This window comes from Hydrogenophaga sp. RAC07 (assembly GCF_001713375.1).
Taxonomy (GTDB): Bacteria; Pseudomonadota; Gammaproteobacteria; order Burkholderiales; family Burkholderiaceae_C; genus Hydrogenophaga.
The window spans coordinates 1,347,765-1,368,795 of sequence record NZ_CP016449.1 but is presented as its reverse complement, the minus strand read 5'-3'; the positions used below and the strand labels follow the sequence as shown (position 1 = coordinate 1,368,795).

Below are 21,031 nucleotides of genomic sequence, written 5' to 3'. Positions count from 1 at the left end.
CCGTCTCCGCTCAGTCGAACCCGAGCAGGTCGAAGATGTCGCGGTCCTTCATGGGCACGGCCGCCAGCGGCTCCACCCCCAGCCAGAGCGACGCGGCCAGGCGCATGTATTCCTTTTTCACCGCTTCGAGTTCGGGCGAGGTTTCCATCTCGAACAAGGTGCTCTTCTTGAGGCGGCTGCGGCGGATCACGTCCAGGTCGGGGAAGTGCGCGGCGAGCTTCAGGCCGATCTGGTTGTTGTACTTGTCGATCTGGTCGGTGGCCGAACTGCGGTTGGCGATCACGCCTCCCAGGCGCACGTTGTAGTTCTTCGCCTTGGCACCGATGGCCTGCACGATGCGGTTCATCGCGAAGATCGAGTCGAAGTCGTTGGCGGTGACGATGAGCGCGCGGTCGGCGTGCTGCAGCGGGGCGGCGAAGCCACCACACACCACGTCGCCCAGCACGTCGAAGATCACCACGTCGGTGTCTTCGAGCAGGTGGTGCTCCTTCAGCAGTTTCACGGTCTGGCCGACCACGTAACCGCCACAGCCGGTGCCGGCGGGCGGGCCGCCGGCTTCGACACACATCACGCCGTTGTAGCCGGGGAACACGAAGTCTTCCACGCGCAATTCCTCGGCGTGGAAGTCCACCGTCTCCAGCACGTCGATCACCGTGGGCAGCATCTTCTTCGTCAGGGTGAAGGTGCTGTCGTGCTTGGGGTCGCAGCCGATCTGCAGCACGCGTTTGCCCAGGTGGGAAAACGCGGCCGACAGGTTGGAGCTGGTGGTGCTCTTGCCGATGCCGCCCTTGCCATAGATGGCAAAGACCTTGGCATTGCCGATCTTGAGCGAGGGGTCGAGCTGGACCTGAAGGCTGCCCTCCCCGTCTTCACGGCTGGATCGGCCGGAGGCACGCCTCAGGTCGGTCAGGGGAACGCTGGTTTCCATCATTCGATAGCTCCTTCAAAAACACCTTCGAGCCGGTCTTCGAGTTCTTCGCTGGCCTGGCGCAGCGCCGCAAGCACCTCGGGATCGGGTTGCCAATATTGGCGATCGGACGCTTCCAGCAGGCGGTTGGCCACCCGCATGGAAGCCGTGGGATTGAGCTTGGCCAACCGGTTGCGCATGTCGGGATCGAGCATGAAGGTCTGGCTGAGTTGTTCGTACACCCAGGGCTGCACCTGGCCGGTGGTGGCCGACCAGCCCATGGTGTTGGTCACGTGCACCTCGATCTGGCGCACGCCCTCGTAGCCGCTTTCCAGCATGCCTTCGTACCACTTGGGGTTGAGCATGCGGGTGCGTGTCTCCAGCGCCACCTGTTCCTTGAGGCTGCGTACCGCGCCGTCGCCCTTGGTCTGGTCGCCGATGTAGACCGGCGGCGTGACACCACCACGCGCCCGCTTCACTGCCTGCGTGATGCCGCCCAGCGTGTCGAAGTAGTTGTCCACCGTGGTCACGCCCAGTTCCACCGAATCCAGGTTCTGGTAGGTCAGTTCCACATCGGCCAGCGCGCTTTGCAGCAGCGCGGTGTGCTGCACCGCCAGACCGGTGCGGCCGTAGGCAAAACCCTTGCGGCGGCTGTAGGTCTCTGCGATTTCGTCGCCCCCGGTCCAGCGGCTGCTTTCCACCAGGTTGTTCACGTTGGAGCCGTAGGCGCCTTCGGCGTTGCCGTAGACGCGCAGCGACGCCGTCTCCAGCGTGCAGCCATGTTCGGACTGGTAGGCCAGCGCGTGCTTGCGGATCCAGTTCTGCTCCACCGATTCGTCGGCAGACGCGGCCATGAAGGCGGCTTCGGCCAGCATGCGGATCTGCAGCGGCATGAGGTCGCGGAAGATGCCCGAGAGCGTGATCACCACGTCGATGCGCGGGCGACCGAGTGTGGCCAGCGGAACGAGCGTGGCGCCGGCGATGCGGCCGTAGCTGTCGAACCGCGGCAGCGCACCCATGAGCGCCATGGCCTGGGCAATCGGTGCGCCTTCGTTCTTGAGGTTGTCACTGCCCCAGAGCACCATGGCCACCGACTCGGGCAGCTGGTTGGATTCCTGCATGTGGCGGTCGAGCAGGCGTTGTGCTTGTTCGGCGCCGTCTTTCACGGCAAAGGCGCTCGGGATGCGGAACGGGTCGAAGCCGTGCAGGTTGCGTCCGGTGGGCAGCACCTCGGGCGTGCGCAGGATGTCGCCACCGGGCGCGGGGCGGATGTAGCGGCCGTCGAGCGCGCTCAGGATGGCGTCGACCTCGGTGTCCTTGGCGAGCATGCGGCCGGCGTCGGCCAGACCTTGCATGGCCAGCAAGGTGACATCGTCGCTGTGCATGTGGCCGGCCTTCATGGCCATCTCCACGCCGAGACCGTCGACCAGGGCGCGCACCGTGGCGCGCGGTGGTCGCTGGCCTTCCCAGGCTTCGCTCATGGCCAGCAGCATGTCCACACACTCGGCTTCGCTGGGTGCGCGGCCGGTCACATGGAGGCCGCAGGGAATCAGCGTGTATTCGAGTTCCAGCACCTGCTGCGCGAGCACGAAGACCTGGCTGTCGGCGTCACCACCGGGCTCGGCGTTCCACACCGGTTCGATGTCCACCAGATCGAGTGCGGCGGCCTGCGCCTGCAGCATGGCCACACACTCCACGCGCTCCCGCGAGGTGGGCTCCAGGCTGCGCCAGCGCTCGATGGCTTCCTTCAGGTCGATCAGACCCTTGTAGAGACCGGCCTGAGCCACCGGCGGCGTGAGGTAGCTGATGAGTGTGGCGCCCGAGCGGCGCTTGGCGATCGCACCTTCGCTGGGGTTGTTGGAAGCGTAGAGGTAGATGTTGGGCAGGTCGCCGATGAGGCGGTCGGGCCAGCAGCTGCCCGACATGCCGCTTTGTTTTCCGGGCATGAATTCGAGCGCGCCGTGGGTGCCGAAGTGCAGCACGGCATGGGCATGGAAGTCTTCGCGCAGGTAGCGGTAGAAGGCCGAGAACGCGTGGGTCGGCGACAGGCCTTTTTCGAACAGCAGGCGCATCGGGTCGCCCTCGTAGCCGAACGAGGGTTGCACCGCCACCAGCACGTTGCCGAACTGTCTGCCGAGCACCAGGATGTCGCTGCCGTTGCTCAGCTGTTTGCCCGGCGCCGGGCCCCACTGCGCCTCGATCTCGCTGAGCCAGCGCTCGCGCTTGACGTGGTCGTCGGCGCTGATGAGTGTGTGCACGTTGGCGTCGGCCCCGTGCAGCGCGGCGTTGCCTTGCAGCACGCTCTCACGCAGCGCGTCGATGCTCTCGGGCATGTCCACCGTGTAGCCCTGCGCCTTCATGGCGGTGAGCGTGTGGAACATCGACTCGAACACCGACAGGTAAGCGGCGCTGCCGACATTGCCGGCGTTGGGCGGGAAGTTGAAGATGACCACCGCCACGCGGCGCTGGGCGCGCTGGCTACGGCGCAGGTTCACCAGCCGCAGCACGCGCGAAGCCAGCATGATGGCTCGTTCGGGGCACGACTGCATGTCCTGCGCGCTGTCAGTCTCCGTGAAAGTGCAGGCGTGGTGGCAGCCGGTGCAGGCCACGCCCACCGGTCCGGCGCGGCCGCCGAAGACGATGGGACTGGTGGCGCCGTCGAGCTCGGGGATGGCGACCATGATGGTGCTCTCCACCGGCAGCAGCCCGCGGTCGGAGCCACCCCACTGCGCGAGGTTCTGGAACTCCACCGGGTGCGCGGCCACATAAGGCACATCGAGGCGGGCCAGGATTTCTTCGGCCGCCTTGGCGTCGTTGTATGCCGGGCCACCCACGAGCGAGAAGCCGGTGAGCGAGACCACGGCGTCGACGATGCAACGGCCGTCCTGCATGAAGAAGGCATCGATCGCAGGGCGCGCATCGAGCCCGGCGGCGAACACCGGCACCACGCGCAGGCCACGCGCTTCCATGGCCGCGATGGCGCCGTCGTAATGTGCCGAGTTGCCCGAGAGCAGGTAGGAGCGCAGCAGCAACACACCGACCGTGCCCACGGTGGGACGCACCGCGGGGAGCGGCAGCGCTGCGACCTTGTCGGACAGCCGACCGGCCATGCGCGGGTGGTACACGCCGACCTCGGGGTACTCGATCGGCGGCTGCGCCTTGACCTGTGCGCGCAGGTTCCTGCGCTCGCCGTCGGCGCCGCGGTTCACCACGTGGCGCACCAGATTCAGGATGTTTTCGTCCGAGCCGCCCAGCCAGTACTGCAGTGTCATGAAGTACGCGCGCACGTCCTGCGCGGTGCCGGGCACGAAACGCAGCAGTTGCGGGATGCGGCGCAGCATCTTCATTTGCGCCGCGCCGCCGGTGGCCGCTTTCTCCTTGCTGCCGCGCAGCTTCTTGAGCATGGCCATGGGGCCGCTGGCGGGCTTGGCCATGTCGAAGTTGCCCAGTCGCGTGAGCTTGACCACCTCGGCCGCCGACGCCATGCAGATCATGGCGTCGCACTGGTCGCGGCGCGCCTGCAGCGCGGGCAGGATGGGCAGGAAGTGGTCTTCCATGAAGAGCATGCCGGCGATCACGATGTCGGCGCTGGCGATGTCTTCCTTGCAACGTTCGATGGCCGCGTCGTTGCCGGCGTACTCGGACGCGGCGTGCAGGCTGAGCGTGAGCCCTGGGATCTCGTTTTTCAGGGTGCGCTGTGCGCGCTCGATCGCACCGGCCAGGTGCGTGTCCATGGTCACCACCACCAGCCGCACCGCCAGCGGGCTGCTGGCCGTCGGGGTCTTAGCGCCCATAGTGAGCTTTGGCGTCATACAGCGTCTCCACGGTGATCAGGGACACCCCTCGGTCGATGGCAAAACGCTCGGTGTTGCGCCTGGCTTTTCCGCGAACGAAGAAGGGGATCTTTCGCAGTTCTTTTTCGGCGTCGAGGCCCCAGGTGGCCTCTTGCGGCGTGAGGGTCTCGTTCGCGGCCGCCTGCTCCACAGGTGCGACCGGTGCCACCACGGCCTTGGGCGTCATCGCACCGCCCAGGTGCGAGGGCGCGGCGTCTTCGTGAAACTCGGCGTCGCCGCGGAACATGCCGATCAGGTGCTCTTCCAGGCCCATCATCAGCGGGTGCACCCAGGTGTCGAACAGCACGTTGGCGCCTTCAAAACCCATCTGCGGCGAGTAGCGCGCGGGAAAGTCCTGCACGTGCACGGGCGCCGAGATCACCGCGCAAGGCACGCCCAGGCGCTTGGCGATGTGGCGCTCCATCTGCGAGCCCAGCACCAGCTCGGGCTGCAGCTCGGCGATGCGGGCCTCCACTTCCAGGTAGTCGTCGCTGATCAGCGCTTCCACACCGTAGAGCGCAGCGGCCTCGCGCACCTCGCGGGCGAACTCCCGGCTGTAGGTGCCCAGACCGACCACGGTGAAGCCCATCTCTTGCGCGGCGATGCGCGCAGCGGCCACCACGTGGGTGGCGTCGCCGAACACGAAGACGCGTTTGCTCGTGAGGTAGGTGGAGTCGACCGACTTGGCGTACCAGGGCGCGCGGGCTTCGGCGTTGGCCAACACCGCGGCGGGGTCCACACCGGCCAGCTCGGCCACCTCGTGGATGAAGTCGCGCGTGGCGCCCGAGCCGATCGGCACGGTGCGGGTGGACGGCTGGCCGAATGTGCGCTTGAGCCAGCCGGCGGCCACGTTGGCGATCTCGGGGTAGAGCACCACGTTGAAGTCGGCATCGCCCAGGCGCGCCATGTCGGCTGGCGATGCGCCCAGGGGCGCGGTCACGTTGATGTCCACGCCCATCTCACGCAGCAGGCCGGAGATTTCGCGCAGGTCGTCGCGGTGGCGAAAGCCCAGCGCGGCGGGGCCGAGGATGTTGCAGCGGGCGCGCTGGCCGGCGTCTCGCGGGGCGCGCTTGAGGCTGGTGTCGGCCAGGTTGCGCACCATCTGATAGAAGGTCTCGGACGCGCCCCAGTTTTCCTTGCGCTGGTAAGACGGCAGTTCCAGCGCCACCACCGGCACCGGCAGATCGAGCGCCTTGCACAGGCCACCCGGGTCGTCCTGGATCAGCTCGGCGGTGCACGAGGAGCCGACCATCATGGCCTGCGGCTTGAAGCGTTCGTAGGCTTCGCGCGCTGCGTTCTTGAACAGCTCGGCGGTGTCGCCACCCAGGTCGCGCGCCTGGAAAGTGGTGTAGGTCACGGGCGGGCGCTTGGCGTTGCGCTCGATCATGGTGAACAGCAGATCCGCGTAGGTGTCGCCCTGCGGGGCGTGCAACACGTAGTGCACGTCCTTCATCGCGGTGGCGATGCGCATCGCGCCCACATGGGGCGGTCCTTCGTAGGTCCAGAGCGTGAGTTGCATGGTGAGGGTGCCGTTGAAGGGTCAGGCGGCCAGGCGCAGGCGGCGCACCAGCGGGCGGCTGAACAGCTCGGCCAGATCGGCCGCCTGCTCGAAGCCCTGGATGGGGGTGAACACCAGTTCGATCGCCCACTTGGTCGTGAGGCCCTCGGCCTCCAGCGGATTGGCCAGGCCCAGGCCACACACCACGATGTCGGGCTGGGCGGCGCGGCAGCGGTCGAGCTGGTTTTCGACGTGCTGGCCTTCGCTCAGGAACGTGCCTTCGGGCAGCAGGGCCAGCTCTTCGGCCATGTGCTGGCGGTGCAGGTACGGCGTGCCGACTTCGGCCAGCGTCATGCCGAGTTCACGCGAAAGAAAACGCGCCAGCGGGATCTCCAGCTGCGAATCGGGGAAAAAGAAGATGCTTTTGCCGGCGAGCTGCGTGCGCTGACGAGCCACGGCGGTGGTGGCGCGGTCGCGGGCCGGGGCGATCGCGGCCTCGAACGTGGCAGCGTCAACTCCGAAGGCCGAAGCCGCCGCCTGCAACCACGCGGTGGTGCCTTCCACGCCCAGCGGAAACGGTGCCGGCAGCCGCGTGGCGCCGCGCGCTTCCAGCGCCACCGCCGTGTCGGCCAGGAAAGGCTGGGCCAGCAGAAACACCGTGTTGGGGCCGACCGCCGGCATTTCGTTGGCCTGGCGCGGCGGGAAGAACTGCACCGGGCCGATGCCCAGCTGTTTGAACAGGCGGGCGAACTGGTCTTCCACCACGTCGGCCAGCGCGCCCACCACCATCAGCGCGGCCGGGGCGTTGGCGACCGGGGCGGGCAGCACCGGCACCAGCGAAGCCAGGCAGGCGTCTTCACCCTGGGTGAAGGTGGTCTCGATGCCGCTGCCCGAGTAGTTGAGCACGCGAACGTCGGGCGAAAAACGCCCCGAAAGCCGCGAGGCAGCGCGGGACAGATCCAGCTTGATGACCTCGGACGGGCAGGAGCCCACCAGGAACAGCAGCTTGATCTCGGGGCGGCGCTCGATCAGACGGGTGACCACGCGGTCGAGCTCTTCGTTGCAATCGGCCAGGCCGGCCAGATCGCGCTCGTCGATGATGGCGGTGGCAAAACGCGGCTCGGCAAAGATCATCACACCGGCGGCGCTCTGGATCAGGTGGGCGCAGGTGCGCGAACCGACCACGAGGAAAAAGGCGTCCTGGATCTTGCGGTGCAGCCAGATGATGCCGGTGAGGCCGCAGAACACCTCGCGCTGGCCCCGCTCCTTGAGCACGGGCGCGTCCGCGCAGCCTCTGGAAACCGACTGGATGGGAATGACCGGACTCATGCCGTCGCCCCGGAACTGTGCACAACGGGCGCGTTGCCAGAGCTCTGCAGCCGCGCCATGCGCAGCTTGTAGATGAACTGGCCGGCATTGACCACGTAGGTGGCGTAGGCCGCCAGCGCCAGCCAGGCCAGGCCGCGTGCGTCCAGCCAGCCACCGAACAAAGCCACCAGGTAAGCCGTGTGCAGCGCCAGCACCAGCATGCTGAACACGTCTTCCCAGTAGAAGGCGGGCGCAAACAGAAAGCGGCCGAAGACCACTTTTTCCCAGATGCAGCCGGTGATCATGATGGTGTAGAGCGTCAGCGTCTTGATGACCACCGAGGCGGTGGCGGCGGTCTGGCCGTCGCCGGTGGCCAGGAAACGCAGCACCAACCCGAGGCTGACCAGAAAGACCAGAAACTGCACCGGCGCGAGGATGCCCTGCACCAGCGTCCACACCGTGGCGTCTCGCCGCACCCGTTCTTCGGGGGTGTACAGAGGGCGACTGGGGGGCCGCTGGCGTTCGGGGTGCATCTGTGGTGTCTCCATGGATCTCGCTTGGGACCCAATTTAGATGCTCGCGCCGGTTGTGTCAACTTAACTTGACGTATTTTTTAATTGACACTCAGTGTCGACCCCGGTAAAGTTTTTTGTACGGTCTTTAAGAAAATTTTGACGCGCCAGATTGACAGCAGTACAACGCGTTTCAGGCTTCCAGACCCGCAGACCGGACAGCCGGGAAGCCCGGTAGAACAGCATCCAGCAATCTCTGATCTCGTAAGACCAGCTCCGGCAAGCACCGTGGCCCCTGCGTATCGGCACAGCGCGCAAGCGCCAGGAGACAGGCACATGGGCTCTTATTCCAGGCAGACGTCGCCCGCAGAGACCGAGCTCTTCGGCACGCCACCCCTTGATGGATGGCCCGAATCCACCTGCAACCCCGCCGGCACGCCGGGTATCGACGACCTCCTGCGCACAGACGCCCTGGAATCTTCCAACGACGACGGCTTGCGATCGGTCTTGCTGGCCAAGGCGGTCGAGTACGAAATCATCCCCCGCTTGATGCTGGCACACCGCGTCCAACGCGATGGTCTGCCCCAGCCCCTGTCCCAGGGCGTGCAGGTCTCCCCGGAAGACGTGATCCCGTTTGCCGACCTGGTGCTGCACGAGGAAGACGCCGCCCTGCGCGGTTTTGTGGCGGCCTTGCGCGATCGCGGCGTGGCCACCGAATCCTTGTTCCTGGATCTGCTGGCCCCCGTGGCCCGTTACCTGGGCGAGCTGTGGGAACGCGATCTGTGCAGCTTCACCGAAGTCACCGTGGCCTTGGGCCGCTTGCAGCAACTGCTGCGGGAAAACAGCGCGGCTTTCACCCAGTTCAACCGCGACGGCGCCCCGGTGGAGGCGCGCAGGGTGCTGCTCATCCCCTGCCCCGGCGAGCAGCACACCTTCGGCCTGTCCCTGGTGGGCGAGTTTTTCCACCGCGCCGGCTGGGAGGTGGTCACCAGTTTTGTGGCGTCGGATGGTGCGCCCGCAATGGTGCAGAAAGACTGGTACGACGTGGTGGGTTTTTCGCTGGCATGCGAGACCGGCATCGAGCGACTCAGCGAAGCCATGAACCAGGTCCGCAGGAAAAGCCTCAACCCCGGCGTCTCTATAATCGCGGGCGGTGCAATCTTTGGTTTGCACCCGGAGTTCGGCCCTCAAATCCCCGCCGATGCCATCATCACCGATGGCCCAGCTGCACCGGCCCTGGCTGAAAAATTGCTGGCCGACAGACTCGCGCGAATTCAGGTTTGAAGCCCGTTCACCTCCATAGTGATTTTGCTAGAACCACGAAAGTCAACCATGTCGCAGGCGTCACAGGCCTATGTCCACAGACCGTTTGACAAGGCAGACCCGTTCCTCGCCGGTCTGGACGCGGACGCCGCTGCGGAGTTGGTGACGGCCTCTGCGGACGTGGTGCTCATCCTGGACAACGACGGCGTGATCCGGGACCTGGCCCTGATGGGCAAGGACATGATGGGTCTGGGCTGCCACGAATGGATCGGCAAGCCCTGGTCGCAAACAGTCACGGTCGAGAGCAAGCCCAAGATCGAAGACCTGCTGGGCCACAACGACAAGGCCGGCGCCGACAACGTCCGCTGGCGCCATGTGAACCACCCCATGAGCGACCGGGCAGATCTGCCTTTGTCGTACTCGGTGGTGCAGGTGCATCGCAAAACCCAAGGCAAGGCCGACGAGGTCTCGCACAGCGTGGCGTTTGGTCGCGACCTGCGCGGCCAGGTGGCGCTGCAGCAGCGTCTGGTCACGGCCCAGCAGTCCATGGAACGCGACTACTGGCGCCTGCGCCAGGTCGAAACACGCTACCGGCTGCTGTTCCAGATGGCCTCGGAGCCGGTGCTCATCCTTGAAGGCTCGATCGACAAGCTCGAAGAAGCCAACCCGGCCGCCCACGAGCTGTTTGGCGAGCCGTCCCGCCTGCCCGGCTGGACCCTGCTCAGCAGCCTGGATGAAGCCAGCCAGACGGCGGTGCGCGAAATGCTGGACCGCCTGCGCGCCAGCGGCCGCGCCGACCCTTGCACGATCCGTCTGGTCGACTCCAACCAGGACATGGTCGTGGCGGCCTCGCAGTTCCGGCAGGAGAACACCCTGCACTTCCTGCTGCGCTTCACGCGCCCCATGGGCATGGCCGCACCAAGTCTGTCGGCCAGCAAGCGCCAGCTGCTGCAGGTGATGGAAAGCGCGCCCGACGCGCTGGTGGTCACCGATCTGGACGGCCGCATCCTGAGTGCCAACCGCGCCTTTCTCGAACTCGGCCAGCTCGGCAGTGAAGACCAGGCGCGTGGCGAGGTGCTTGAAAAATGGCTGGGCCGCACCGGCGTGGATTTCCGGGTGCTGCTCACCAACCTGCGCCAGCACGGCAGCGTGCGCCTGTTTGCCACGCAGCTGCGCGGCGAATACGGCTCCACCTCCGAGGTGGAAATCTCGGCCGTGGCGGTGAACGCGGGTTCACAACGTTGCCTGGGTTTCACCATCCGCGACGTGGGCCGGCGCCTGGGCACCGAGACCCGCGCCAGCAAAGAGCTGCCGCGCTCGGCCAGCCAGATGACCGAGCTGGTGGGCCGCCTCCCGCTCAAGGACATCGTGCGCGAGACCACCGACCTGATCGAACAGCTCTGCATCGAGGCCGCGCTCGAGCTCACCGGCGACAACCGCGCTTCGGCTGCCGAGATGCTGGGCCTCTCCCGCCAGAGCCTCTACATCAAGCTGCGCCGCTTCGGCATCCTCGAAGGCGTGAGCGAAGACACGCATTGAGGGGTTCACCCCCCGCGCCGCTTTGCGGCTCCCCCCTCTCTCGCCTTCGGCGGGAGGGGGGCGGCAGCTGGGACCGGCGGAGCCGGATCCGCGCTGCCCCTGGGTGAAAACCAGCCTCTTCTCCGGCTGGTTTTTTTTTGGCGGTACGGCTGCGCCGCCGCCCCCTTCATCCGGGGTTTCCCTCGGTTTACACCTTGAGTGTCATTTTTCTTTGACACTTGTTGATGGGAGAGGTACAACCTTTTCCATGCAACTCCCCGCCCTCTCGGCTGTCACGGAACTGTTCAAACCGATCACCTGGTTTCCGCCCATGTGGGCGTTTGCCTGCGGGGTGGTGGCCTCGGGGGTGTCGATGGACGGGCGCTGGTTGCTGGCGGTGGTGGGGGTGGCGTTGGCCGGGCCGCTGGTGTGCGCGACGAGTCAGGCGGTGAACGACTGGTACGACCGCCATGTGGACGCCATCAACGAACCGCAACGGCCCATTCCCTCCGGACGCATCCCGGGCCACTGGGGTCTGTACCTTGCGATTCTGTGGACAGTGGTGTCGCTGGCCGTGGCGACCTTGCTGGGACCATGGGGCTTTGGCGCCGCTGCGCTGGGCCTGCTGCTGGCCTGGGCCTACAGTGCGCCACCCGTGCGTCTGAAGGAAAACGGCTGGTGGGGCAACGCAGCCTGCGGCATCAGCTACGAAGGCATTGCCTGGATCACCGGTGCGGCCGTGATGGCCGGCGGTGCCATGCCCGGCGGTGAATCGCTGGTGCTGGCCGCGCTCTACAGCGCCGGCACGCACGGCATCATGACACTCAACGATTTCAAGGCCGTGGCTGGCGACCGTCAGATGGGCGTGCGCTCGCTGCCGGTGCAGCTGGGCGTGCAGGGCGCCGCACGCGTGGCCTGCTGGCTCATGGCGGTACCGCAGGTGGTGGTGATTGCGCTGCTGCTGGGTTGGGGCCAGCCGTGGCACGCGGCCGGTGTGGCCGGTCTGCTGGCGGCCCAGACGGTGCTGATGCGACGCTTTCTCGCCGATCCGACACCGCGCGCGCTCTGGTACAGCGGTTTCGGCGTGCCGCTGTTCGTGTCCGGAATGATGGTCAGCGCCTTTGCGCTGCGGTCGATGACAGGAGCGGGCGCATGACACCGTTTGGCTGGGGCAGCATCGCGCGCCTCGGCCTGGTGCAGATGGCGCTGGGTGCCATCGTCGTGCTCACCACCTCCACGCTCAACCGCGTGATGGTCGTGGAGCTGGCCCTGCCCGCGCTGCTGCCGGGCATGCTGGTCGCCCTGCACTACCTCGTTCAGATCGCGCGCCCGCGCATGGGCCACGGCTCCGACGTGGGTGGGCGCCGCACGCCCTGGATCGTGGGCGGCATGGCGGTGCTGGGTGCGGGCGGCGTGGTCGCGGCGTTGGGCACGGTGTGGATGGCCACCGACCGCACGGCAGGCATTGCCCTCGCTGTGTCCGGCTTTGCACTCGTGGGGCTGGGCGTGAGCGCCAGCGGGACGTCGCTGCTGGTGATGCTGGCCAAACGCGTGCCCGCCACACGGCGTGCGGGTGCGGCCACGCTGGTCTGGATGATGATGATCGCGGGCTTCGCGCTCACCGCGGGTCTGGCCGGCCACTTGCTGGAGCCCTACTCGCCCGAGCGCCTGCTGGCCGTGACGGCCGGTGTGTCGCTTGTCGCCTTCGGGCTCGCCGTGGTGGCCCTGCGCGGGCTCGAAGGTGCACATGCCCGCTACGAGCGGCCCGCAGGTGATGCACCCCACTTCAAACAGGCCTTGGCCCAGGTCTGGAGCGAACCGGTGGCCCGCCGCTTCACCATCTTCGTGTTCGTTTCCATGCTGGCCTACAGCGCGCAAGACCTGATCCTGGAGCCCTTTGCCGGCACGGTCTTCGGCTACACGCCGGGCGCGTCCACCCAGCTTTCGGGCGTGCAACACGGCGGCGTGCTGGCCGGCATGTTGCTGGTGGCGTTCTCGGGCGCGCTGGCCGCGCGGTTTCCCGCGCACCCGCTGCTCGGCCGCATCGGGTCTCTGCGCGGCTGGACGATTGGCGGCTGCGTCGCGTCGGCGCTGGCCTTGTTCGGACTCACGCTGGCGGGCCTGCAGGGCGAAGGTGCGCCACTCAAGGCCACCGTGTTTGCGCTGGGCCTGGCCAACGGCGCGTTTTCCATCGGCGCCATCGGTTCCATGATGCGGCTCGCGAGCGAGGGCCGGCAGGCGCGCGAAGGGGTTCGCATGGGTCTGTGGGGCGCGGCGCAAGCTGTGGCGTTCGGCATCGGTGGCCTGGTCGGCACCGGTGCGAGCGACCTGGCCCGCTGGCTCATCGCCACACCCGGGTCGGCCTATGCGGCTGTGTTCGCCCTCGAAGGTTTGCTGTTCCTGCTCTCGGCGGCTCTCGCCTGGCGCATCTCGGCACCGGCGGCCAAAGCCCCATCCCGCCTCTCCCCGTTTTCCAAAGCTGGTGACGTCTTTGCCGCCGGCCCCAACCCCAGGCAACTGTCATGAACACAGACGAAACCTTCGACGTGGTGGTGATCGGTGGCGGCCCCGCCGGTGCCACGGCGGCGCACGAGCTGGCCCGCCAGGGCCGCTCGGTGCTGCTGCTCGACCGGGCCGGCCGCATCAAGCCGTGTGGAGGCGCGATCCCGCCGCGCCTGATCAAGGATTTCGCGATCCCGGACGAGTTGCTGGTGGCCAAGGCGCAGTGCGCGCGCATGATCGCGCCCTCCAACAAACACGTCGACATCCCGATCGACAACGGCTTTGTGGGCATGGTCAACCGCGAGTCGTTCGACGAGTGGCTGCGGGCACGCGCCGCCACCGCCGGTGCGGTGCGGCGCACCGGCGTGTTTGAAAAACTCAGCCGCGATGCCGACGGCACCAGCGTTGTTCACTACAGCGCGCGCGAGCGCCACCAGCGTGGCGAGGGCACACCGGCACAGGTGCGCGCCAGTGTGATCGTGGGTGCTGACGGCGCGAAGTCGCAGGTGGCGCGCCAGGGCGCCGTGCCCGGCGTGGAGGACACGCAGTACGTGTTCGCGTACCACGAGATCGTGCGCGCGCCCGCACAGGAAGCGCAGCCTGCGGATTACGACGGCACGCGTTGCGACGTGTACTACCAGGGCCGCTTTTCACCCGACTTCTACGGCTGGGTGTTCCCGCACGGTGACACCATGAGCATCGGCACCGGCAGCGCCGACAAGGGCTTTTCGTTGCGTGGCTCGGTGCAGAAGATGCGCGAAGCCAGTGGCCTGGCCGGCTGCGAGACGCTGCGCCGCGAGGGTGCGCCGCTGCCCATGAAGCCGCTGAAACGCTGGGACAACGGCCGCGACGTGGTGCTGGCCGGCGATGCTGCGGGAGTGGTGGCGCCGGCCTCGGGCGAAGGCATCTACTACGCCATGCTCGGCGGCGAACTCGCCGCGCAGGCGGCCCACGAGTTGCTGGCCACGGGCGATGTGCGCGCGCTCAGGCTGGCACGCAAGCGCTTCATGAAGCTGCACGGCACCGTGTTCACGGTGCTCGGCATCATGCAGTGGTTCTGGTACGTCAACGAGAAGCGTCGCGAGCGCTTCGTGAAGATCTGCGAGGACCGCGACGTGCAGCAGCTCACCTTCGAGTCCTACATGAACAAGCAGCTCACGCGCAAGAAGCCCATGGCACACGTGCGCATCTTCCTCAAAGACGTGAGCCACCTGCTGGGCTTTGCGCGGGTGTGAACGATTTCTGGCAGATCCGCTGGCTGCTGGACGCGGTGATCGTCTTCACCGTGCTGGAAGGGGTCGGGCTCTGGATGTACCACCGCCTCACGGGCCAAGGGCTGGCCCAGGATGACTACGCCTTGAACATGCTCTCGGGCCTGTGCCTGATGCTGGCCGTTCGCGCCGCGCTCGGCGGGCTGCCATGGCCCTGGGTCGCGGTGTGCCTGAGCGCATCAGGCCTGGCACACGGCTGGGACATCACGAGGCGCTGGCGGCAACGCCAGCCCTCTTTCAAGTAGGGCGCTGGCAGCGCCAGCGCTCCACAACCACGGGTGTCAGCCGGCTTTCTTGACGTAGGCGCTGCACCAGCCTTTGCCGGCCACCAGCTTGCCGGGGAAGATCGCGCAAGGGCCTGCCGGGTCGGCGGGCTTGCCTGCGTAGACCTGACAGTTGCTGCACATCTGTGCAGCGGCGTGTTTGGGAAACTTCTTGGCATCGACCTTGGTGGTGTCGGCCACATAACCCAGGGCTGCGGCCTGGGGATCCTTCTCGTTGACCATGGCGGCTTGCGCCTGGGCCGCCGAAGCCGCCATGAGCGCGGTACCGCTGGCAGCGACTTGAAGCATGAAGACACGACGATTGGAACCGTTCATTTGTCACCTCGTGGGGATTGCAGGATTGCCGAAGCATCCTACGTCGCGCCGTCTTAAGCCGGGCTGACAAACCCAAGCGCTTGAGTGCGGCAATGGACTATTGCGGCGCCGGGGTTTTCGGGCCAAAGGCCAAGGGATGCATGGCATGGACACCCGTGTGGCTGCGCGAAGCAAGGGGTACGTACACTTGTGGGAAAAACGCGCCCATGACCCCACAAGACTACGTCCAGCAAAAAGCCGCGGCCTCGGGCAGCAGCTTCTACTACGCCTTTCTGTTCCTGCCCGCCGAGCGCCGCGCCGCCATCACCGCCTTTTATGCGTTCTGCCGCGAGGTGGACGATGTGGTCGACGAGGTGAGTGACCCGGCTGTGGCCCAGACCAAGCTGGCCTGGTGGCGTCGCGAGGTGGCGCAATCGTTTGCCGGCTCGCCCACCCACCCGGTGATGCGCGCCCTCATGCCGCTGAGCACCGCCTACGCCATTGAAGCCCGGCACCTGAACGCCGTGATCGACGGCTGCCAGATGGACCTGGAGCAGAACCGTTACCTCGACTTCGCCAACCTGCAGCGCTACTGCCATCTGGTGGCCGGCGTGGTGGGCGAGGTGGCCGCCAACATCTTCGGCCAGACCCAGTTGCAGACCACCGCCTACGCCCACCGGCTGGGCCTGGCCTTCCAGCTCACCAACATCGTGCGCGACGTGGGCGAAGATGCGGCACGCGGTCGCATCTACCTGCCGGTCAACGAGCTGCAGAGCTTCAACGTGAAGGCGCACGAACTGCTGCAACGAGGCGCTGCACCCGGCACCGACGAGGCCGATTTCAAGCGCCGCTTCACCGCCCTCATGCAGTTCCAGTGCACGCGCGCGCTGCAGACCTACGACGACGCCCTGGCCCTTTTGCCCGCAGCCGACCGCAGTGCGCAGAAGCCCGGCTTGATGATGGCCAGCATTTACCGCACCCTGCTGCAGGAGATCGCTGCCGACCCGCTGCTGGTGCTGACGCAGCGCGTGAGCCTCACGCCGCTGCGCAAGTTCTGGCTGGCCTGGAAAGTGCAAGCCCTCGGAAGACTATGAGGATGGCCCCCACGCTCCACCGCTGGAGCGGGTCGCTGCCCCCCGAGGGGGCTGACCCGCCTTGGGGCGGCCCGGCGGCGAGGCCGTCGCCCCCACGCTCCCCCGCTTCGCGTGGTCCACTGCCCCCCGAGGGGGCTTACCCGCCTTGGGGCGGCCCGGCGGCGAGGCCGTCGCCCCCACGCTCCCCCGCTTCGCGTGGTCCACTGCCCCCCGAGGGGGCTGACCCGCCTTGGGGCTGCCCGGCGGCGGGGCTGGCATGAAGCTCGCCGTCGTCGGCGCAGGTTGGGCCGGCATGGCCGCGGCGGTGGAGGCTGCGGGTCTGGGCATGGACGTCACGGTGTTTGAAGCCACACGCGCCCTCGGCGGCCGTGCCCGCGCGCTGGGCACCGAAATGCCCGACGGCACACCCATCACGCTGGACAACGGCCAGCACATCCTGATCGGCGCGTACAGCGAGACCCTGGCCCTGATGCAACGCGTGGGGCTGGACCTGCCGCAGGCGCTGATGGCGCTGCCGCTCTCGCTGCCCTACCCCGACGGCACGGGCCTGCAAACACCCACCTGGGCCGCGCGCTGGCCGGCACCGCTCGATGCGCTGGCGGCGATCGCCACCGCGCGCGGCTGGACCTGGGGCGAGCGCCTGGCGCTGATCCGTGCATCGTTGGGCTGGCAGATGGCAGGCTTTCTCTGCGAGCCCACCGCCACGGTGGAACAGCTCTGCGAAAACCTGCCCGACCGGGTGGTGCAGGAGCTGATCGAACCCCTGTGTGTATCGGCACTCAACCTGCCTTCGTCGCACGCGAGCGCCAGCGTGTTCCTGCGGGTCATGCAGGACGCCTTGTTCGGTCGTGGCGCAGCGGGCTTCGGCGCCTCCAACCTGCTGTTGCCGCGCACCGATCTCGGCAGCCTGTTTCCATCGGCCGCCGCGCTGTGGCTGCAGCGGCACCATGGGAGTTCCAGCCGCATTCACATGGGCGCCCGCATCACAGGCCTGCTGAACCACGCAGGTCGGTGGCGCCTGACGGGTGAAGGTGTGGACGAGGCCTTCGACTGCGTGGTCTGGGCCACGCCCGCCAGCGTGGCCGCGCAGACCCTGCTGGCCCACGCAGACGACAACGAGACCCTCGCCAGCTGGGCGCTGTCGGCCCATGCCCTGCACTTCACCGCCATCACCACGGTTTACGCGTTTGCACCCGGCGCGCGGCTGTCTGCGCCCATGCTGGCTCTGCGCGCCGAGCCCGATGCGCACGCCGCCCCCGCGCAGTTCGTGTTCGACCGCGGGCAACTCAACCCCGACGACACCGGCGTGCTGGCCTTCGTGGTGAGCGCGAGCAGCGGCGAGCGCGACGAGCTGCAGGCGCGTGTGCTGCAACAAGGTGAGCGCCAGCTGGGCCTGAGCCTGCAGCCCCTGATCACCGTGGTGGAGAAACGCGCCACCTTCGCCTGCACGCCCGGCCTGGAGCGCCCCGGCGCGTTGATGGCGCCCGGACTGTTCGCCGCAGGCGACTATGTGCAAGGGCCCTACCCCGCCACGCTCGAAGCGTCGGTGCGCAGCGGCCTGGCCGCGGCGCGGCTGGCCAACGAATGAGCCGACGAGCGCACGTCAAGGGAACCTCTGCAGACACATGCGTTCCCACGGATGTAACTTTTTTCAACCCACCACCAAGGACCCCCGCAGGATGAACCTGACCAGCCCCACCCGAACACTGTTGCTCACCACCTCGCTGTGTCTCGCGACACTTTTCAACACGGCAGCCAACGCGCAGAGCATGGTGAGCGTCAAGGGCAGCACGCTCAACATGCGCGAAGGCCCGGGCACGCACACGGCGGTGTTGTGGGAACTGAAGCGGGGTTATCCGCTGCAGATCACCGGGCGCAAGGGCAGCTGGGTCCGGGTGCGCGACTTCGAAGGCGACACCGGTTGGGTCGCGCGTTCGCTCACCGGCAACACGCCGCACCATGTGGTCAAGTCCAAGGTGGCCAACCTGCGCGCCGGACCGGGCACGCAGCACCGCATCGTGGGACGCCTTGAATACGGGGAGCTCCTGCGCACCCGCGAGAAGCGCGCCGACTGGGTGCGCGTGGAGCGCAGCGAAGGCGTGAGCGGCTGGATCGCGAAGCGCTTGCTCTGGGGTTTCTGAAAGCCGACGTTCAGTCGAACTCGCGCACCTGAAGATAGGCTGGTCGCGCCATGCAGCGCAGGATCCAGTCGTGCGTGAGCGGGTGGTCGGCCATCAGCACCTGCGAGGGGCGCGCCCAGTTGAGCACGCTGGCCGCACAGACGTCGGCCACGGTGAACCGAGAGGCCGCGAGAAAGGCCTGGCCCGCGTCCTTCTGCCGTTGCAGGTGCTGCTCGACCACGCGCAGCGGCACCACCAGACGGCGCTCTGCGGCCTCGGCGAGTTCCGGTTTGCGCCGCTCCTCGGGCATCGCCAGGCGGTGCATCAGCACGGTCAGCGCGTCGGCCTCGGCTTCCGTCACGGCCCAGAAGCTCCAGCGCAAGGCCTCGGCGTCTTCGCGCGGCGTGGCCGGTGTGATGCTCACCCCGTCGGCCACCCCGTGGTGGCGCGCGATGTAGAGCGCACAAGCCATGCTCTCCCACAGCACCACATCTCCCTCGGGCCGCGCATCGACGATGGCCGGCACATGGCCATTGGGGTTGATGGCCAGAAACGCCGGCGTGCGCGTGCCGCCGCCCCGGTAGTCCAGCTTCTCGTGCCGGAAGTCGAGGCCGAGTTCGGTGGCGGCCCACAAGGGGCGCACCGCGCGGGACGCAGGGATGCCGTAGATCGTGAGGCTCATGCTGAACGAGGTGGGGAAAGAAACATCAGCCGATCTGACGGCACAGGTCCATCAGGTCGGCCACGGTGGCGTGCGGCTGCAGCGGTGCGTGTTCCCAGGCCATTCCGGTGCGGTTGACCCAGGCCACCTGCATGCCGGCACGCAGCGCACCCACCACGTCGAGCACCGCGTCATCACCGATGTGCAGCACCTCGGTGGCTTCCACACCCGCGGCATCGGCCGCGGCGTGGAAGATGCGCGGGTCGGGCTTGCCCACACCGAACTCGCGCGCGTTGAAGGCCGCGTGAAAGTGGTGCCCCAGGCCCACGCGGTGCACGTCGGCGTTGCCGTTGGACACCGCCACCACCGGAAATCGCGTGCTCAACCATTCCAGCGCCGGCATGGCGTCTTCAAACAGCTGCACGCGTTGGCGCTCGTCAAAGAACACATCGAACGCCGGCTCGGCCAGCGCGGGATCGTCGCCCGCGCGGTGCAATACATACCGGATCGACTCGCGCCGCAAGGCACTGAGGTCGTACGCAAGATCGGGTCGCAGCGTCTGCAGGTGGTTGCGCGCTTCGCGCAGGGCGCCGGGCGTGGCATAGAGCCGGGCGGTGGCGGGAGCGTGTTGCGCGAGCCAGTTGGCCAGCATGGCCTCGGCGCGCTCGATGGTGGGCCAGATGGGCCAGAGCGTGTCATCGAGATCGATGCTGATGGCGCGGATGCGGCTGGGGTCCAGCACAACAGGTGCCGGGAGGTCTGTACTCATGGGGGTTTTCATGCTTGCGAGAGAATAGCGCATGCCCTTCAACACCGAACCGCCCTACAAACACGGCCAAGCCGCTCGCACCGCAGTTCTGCTGTGCAACCTGGGCACCCCCGACGAACCCACCGCCCCCGCTCTGCGCCGCTACCTCGCCGAGTTCCTGGGCGACCAGCGCGTGGTGGAGATCCCGCGCTTCGTCTGGATGTTGATCCTGCACGGCATCATCCTGCGCGTGCGGCCCAAAAAATCAGCGGCCAAGTACGCCGGCATCTGGATGCCCGAGGGCTCACCGCTGAAGGTGTGGACCGAACGCCAGGCCACGCTGCTGCGCGGCTACCTGGGCGAACGCGGTCACCAGGTCACGGTGCGTTACGCCATGCGTTACGGCAACCCGTCGATTGCCTCGGTGATGGACGAACTCAGGGCCGAGGGCGTGACCCGCGTGCTGGTGTTGCCGGCCTACCCTCAGTACAGCGCCACCACCACGGCGAGTGTGGTCGACGGCGTGATGAACTGGGCGGCCAAGGTGCGCAACCTGCCCGAGCTGCGCTTCATCAACCGTTACCACGACCACCCGGGCTACATCCACGCGCTGGCCAAGACCATCCGCGCGCACTGGATGGCGCACGGCCAGAGTGAACAACTGGTGATGAGCTTTCACGGCGTGCCCGAGCGCACCCTGCAACTGGGCGACCCCTACCACTGCGAATGCCACAAGACCGCACGCCTGCTGGCCGAACAGCTGGGCCTGCCCAAGGACCGCTACAAGGTCACCTTCCAGTCGCGCTTCGGCAAGGCCAAGTGGCTGGAGCCCTACACCGAGCCCACGCTGATCGACCTCGCTGGCAAGGGTTTGAAAAGCGTTGACGTGGTCTGCCCCGGCTTCACCAGCGACTGCCTGGAAACCCTGGAAGAGATCAACATGGAAGCGCGTGAAGCGTTTCTGCACGCCGGCGGCAGCAGCTTCCAGTACATCCCCTGCCTCAACGACCAGCCCGAGTGGATCCGCGCGCTCAGCGACGTGGCCGAGCAGCACCTGCAAGGCTGGGCCACCAAGAGCGCCGACAACCCGATGGAGCTGCAGGCCAGCCGCGAACGGGCGCTGGCAATCGGCGCGAAGGACTGAGCCCTGTCAGCGGCCAGACCCGTCGTTTGACGGAGACGGGCCCGGAACCTGGAATTCGTCGGGTGGCACCCTGA

The 21,031-nt window shown here is 67.3% G+C and carries 18 protein-coding genes; 10 read left to right on the top strand and 8 right to left on the bottom strand.

Annotation, left to right across the window (positions count from 1 at the left end):
- Positions 1–10: 10 nt before the first annotated feature.
- From bchL to bchF, 5 genes are read right to left on the bottom strand one after another with little or no spacing between them, the layout of a single operon-like run.
- A complete protein-coding gene (bchL, locus tag BSY239_RS06375) occupies positions 11–931 on the bottom strand; it encodes a ferredoxin:protochlorophyllide reductase (ATP-dependent) iron-sulfur ATP-binding protein (protein ID WP_069046106.1) in 921 nt (306 codons plus the stop codon).
- Positions 928–4,719 (bottom strand): magnesium chelatase subunit H, encoded by a 3,792-nt coding sequence (locus BSY239_RS06370; RefSeq protein ID WP_083239839.1) that lies wholly within the window; start codon positions 4,717–4,719, stop codon positions 928–930. The genes bchL and BSY239_RS06370 overlap by 4 nt, the downstream gene beginning before the upstream one ends.
- A complete protein-coding gene (bchB, locus tag BSY239_RS06365) occupies positions 4,691–6,259 on the bottom strand; it encodes a ferredoxin:protochlorophyllide reductase (ATP-dependent) subunit B (RefSeq protein ID WP_069046104.1) in 1,569 nt (522 codons plus the stop codon). Before bchB ends, BSY239_RS06370 begins: the two co-directional genes overlap by 29 nt.
- Before the next feature lie 21 nt (positions 6,260–6,280).
- Complete coding sequence (locus BSY239_RS06360; protein WP_156775425.1) at positions 6,281–7,567, bottom strand: ferredoxin:protochlorophyllide reductase (ATP-dependent) subunit N; 1,287 nt, start codon at positions 7,565–7,567, stop codon at positions 6,281–6,283.
- Positions 7,564–8,079 (bottom strand): 2-vinyl bacteriochlorophyllide hydratase, encoded by a 516-nt coding sequence (gene bchF / locus BSY239_RS06355; RefSeq protein WP_069046103.1) that lies wholly within the window; start codon positions 8,077–8,079, stop codon positions 7,564–7,566. The genes BSY239_RS06360 and bchF overlap by 4 nt, the downstream gene beginning before the upstream one ends.
- 315 nt (positions 8,080–8,394) lie before the next feature.
- Between bchF and BSY239_RS06350 the strand changes: the two genes are divergently transcribed.
- From BSY239_RS06350 to BSY239_RS06325, 6 genes are all read left to right on the top strand, one after another.
- Positions 8,395–9,342, top strand: a complete 948-nt coding sequence (locus tag BSY239_RS06350) for a cobalamin B12-binding domain-containing protein (protein ID WP_083239838.1) — start codon at positions 8,395–8,397, stop codon at positions 9,340–9,342.
- A 48-nt stretch (positions 9,343–9,390) separates the two neighbouring features.
- Positions 9,391–10,860 (top strand): transcriptional regulator PpsR, encoded by a 1,470-nt coding sequence (ppsR, locus tag BSY239_RS06345; protein WP_083239837.1) that lies wholly within the window; start codon positions 9,391–9,393, stop codon positions 10,858–10,860.
- Positions 10,861–11,107: 247 nt separating this feature from the next.
- Positions 11,108–11,995: a chlorophyll synthase ChlG gene (gene chlG, locus BSY239_RS06340; RefSeq protein WP_083239836.1), complete on the top strand. Its 888-nt coding sequence runs from the start codon at positions 11,108–11,110 to the stop codon at positions 11,993–11,995.
- Positions 11,992–13,365 carry a BCD family MFS transporter gene (locus BSY239_RS06335; RefSeq protein ID WP_069046102.1) on the top strand — a complete coding sequence of 458 codons (1,374 nt, stop codon included), beginning with the start codon at positions 11,992–11,994 and terminating at the stop codon, positions 13,363–13,365. The genes chlG and BSY239_RS06335 overlap by 4 nt, the downstream gene beginning before the upstream one ends.
- A complete protein-coding gene (locus BSY239_RS06330; RefSeq protein WP_069046101.1) occupies positions 13,362–14,576 on the top strand; it encodes a geranylgeranyl diphosphate reductase in 1,215 nt (404 codons plus the stop codon). The genes BSY239_RS06335 and BSY239_RS06330 overlap by 4 nt, the downstream gene beginning before the upstream one ends.
- Positions 14,573–14,857 carry a hypothetical protein gene (locus tag BSY239_RS06325; RefSeq protein ID WP_069046100.1) on the top strand — a complete coding sequence of 95 codons (285 nt, stop codon included), beginning with the start codon at positions 14,573–14,575 and terminating at the stop codon, positions 14,855–14,857. The genes BSY239_RS06330 and BSY239_RS06325 overlap by 4 nt, the downstream gene beginning before the upstream one ends.
- Before the next feature lie 36 nt (positions 14,858–14,893).
- Here BSY239_RS06325 and BSY239_RS06320 read toward each other — a convergent pair whose 3' ends face one another.
- A complete protein-coding gene (locus tag BSY239_RS06320; protein WP_069046099.1) occupies positions 14,894–15,211 on the bottom strand; it encodes a high-potential iron-sulfur protein in 318 nt (105 codons plus the stop codon).
- A 206-nt stretch (positions 15,212–15,417) separates the two neighbouring features.
- On the opposite strand from BSY239_RS06320, the gene hpnD reads away from it, so the two are divergent.
- From hpnD to BSY239_RS06305, 3 genes are all read left to right on the top strand, one after another.
- A complete protein-coding gene (gene hpnD / locus BSY239_RS06315; RefSeq protein ID WP_069046098.1) occupies positions 15,418–16,284 on the top strand; it encodes a presqualene diphosphate synthase HpnD in 867 nt (288 codons plus the stop codon).
- Positions 16,285–16,540: 256 nt separating this feature from the next.
- Positions 16,541–17,872: a hydroxysqualene dehydroxylase HpnE gene (hpnE, locus tag BSY239_RS06310; protein ID WP_069046097.1), complete on the top strand. Its 1,332-nt coding sequence runs from the start codon at positions 16,541–16,543 to the stop codon at positions 17,870–17,872.
- Between the two features lie 91 nt (positions 17,873–17,963).
- Complete coding sequence (locus tag BSY239_RS06305) at positions 17,964–18,425, top strand: SH3 domain-containing protein (RefSeq protein ID WP_069046096.1); 462 nt, start codon at positions 17,964–17,966, stop codon at positions 18,423–18,425.
- Between the two features lie 10 nt (positions 18,426–18,435).
- Here BSY239_RS06305 and BSY239_RS06300 read toward each other — a convergent pair whose 3' ends face one another.
- The gene (locus BSY239_RS06300; protein ID WP_069046095.1) at positions 18,436–19,086 is read right to left on the bottom strand and encodes a glutathione S-transferase family protein; all 651 of its coding nucleotides are present in this window, start codon (positions 19,084–19,086) and stop codon (positions 18,436–18,438) included.
- A 25-nt stretch (positions 19,087–19,111) separates the two neighbouring features.
- Positions 19,112–19,834, bottom strand: a complete 723-nt coding sequence (locus BSY239_RS06295; protein ID WP_236944143.1) for an HAD family hydrolase — start codon at positions 19,832–19,834, stop codon at positions 19,112–19,114.
- Positions 19,835–19,865: 31 nt separating this feature from the next.
- On the opposite strand from BSY239_RS06295, the gene hemH reads away from it, so the two are divergent.
- On the top strand, positions 19,866–20,957 hold the full coding sequence (gene hemH, locus BSY239_RS06290) for a ferrochelatase (protein WP_069046093.1): 1,092 nt from the start codon (positions 19,866–19,868) through the stop codon (positions 20,955–20,957).
- Positions 20,958–21,031: the final 74 nt, after the last annotated feature.

Coding starts and splice junctions, on each gene's coding strand:
- chlG (WP_083239836.1), top strand. CDS start 11,108: ATGCAACTCCCCGCCCTCTCGGCTGTCACGGAACTGTTCAAACCGATC.
- BSY239_RS06350 (WP_083239838.1), top strand. CDS start 8,395: ATGGGCTCTTATTCCAGGCAGACGTCGCCCGCAGAGACCGAGCTCTTC.
- ppsR (WP_083239837.1), top strand. CDS start 9,391: ATGTCGCAGGCGTCACAGGCCTATGTCCACAGACCGTTTGACAAGGCA.
- bchB (WP_069046104.1), bottom strand. CDS start 6,259: ATGCAACTCACGCTCTGGACCTACGAAGGACCGCCCCATGTGGGCGCG.
- hpnD (WP_069046098.1), top strand. CDS start 15,418: ATGACCCCACAAGACTACGTCCAGCAAAAAGCCGCGGCCTCGGGCAGC.
- bchL (WP_069046106.1), bottom strand. CDS start 931: ATGATGGAAACCAGCGTTCCCCTGACCGACCTGAGGCGTGCCTCCGGC.
- hemH (WP_069046093.1), top strand. CDS start 19,866: ATGCCCTTCAACACCGAACCGCCCTACAAACACGGCCAAGCCGCTCGC.
- BSY239_RS06335 (WP_069046102.1), top strand. CDS start 11,992: ATGACACCGTTTGGCTGGGGCAGCATCGCGCGCCTCGGCCTGGTGCAG.
- BSY239_RS06370 (WP_083239839.1), bottom strand. CDS start 4,719: ATGACGCCAAAGCTCACTATGGGCGCTAAGACCCCGACGGCCAGCAGC.
- hpnE (WP_069046097.1), top strand. CDS start 16,541: ATGAAGCTCGCCGTCGTCGGCGCAGGTTGGGCCGGCATGGCCGCGGCG.
- BSY239_RS06300 (WP_069046095.1), bottom strand. CDS start 19,086: ATGAGCCTCACGATCTACGGCATCCCTGCGTCCCGCGCGGTGCGCCCC.
- BSY239_RS06360 (WP_156775425.1), bottom strand. CDS start 7,567: ATGAGTCCGGTCATTCCCATCCAGTCGGTTTCCAGAGGCTGCGCGGAC.
- BSY239_RS06305 (WP_069046096.1), top strand. CDS start 17,964: ATGAACCTGACCAGCCCCACCCGAACACTGTTGCTCACCACCTCGCTG.
- BSY239_RS06330 (WP_069046101.1), top strand. CDS start 13,362: ATGAACACAGACGAAACCTTCGACGTGGTGGTGATCGGTGGCGGCCCC.
- BSY239_RS06295 (WP_236944143.1), bottom strand. CDS start 19,834: ATGAGTACAGACCTCCCGGCACCTGTTGTGCTGGACCCCAGCCGCATC.
- bchF (WP_069046103.1), bottom strand. CDS start 8,079: ATGCACCCCGAACGCCAGCGGCCCCCCAGTCGCCCTCTGTACACCCCC.
- BSY239_RS06320 (WP_069046099.1), bottom strand. CDS start 15,211: ATGAACGGTTCCAATCGTCGTGTCTTCATGCTTCAAGTCGCTGCCAGC.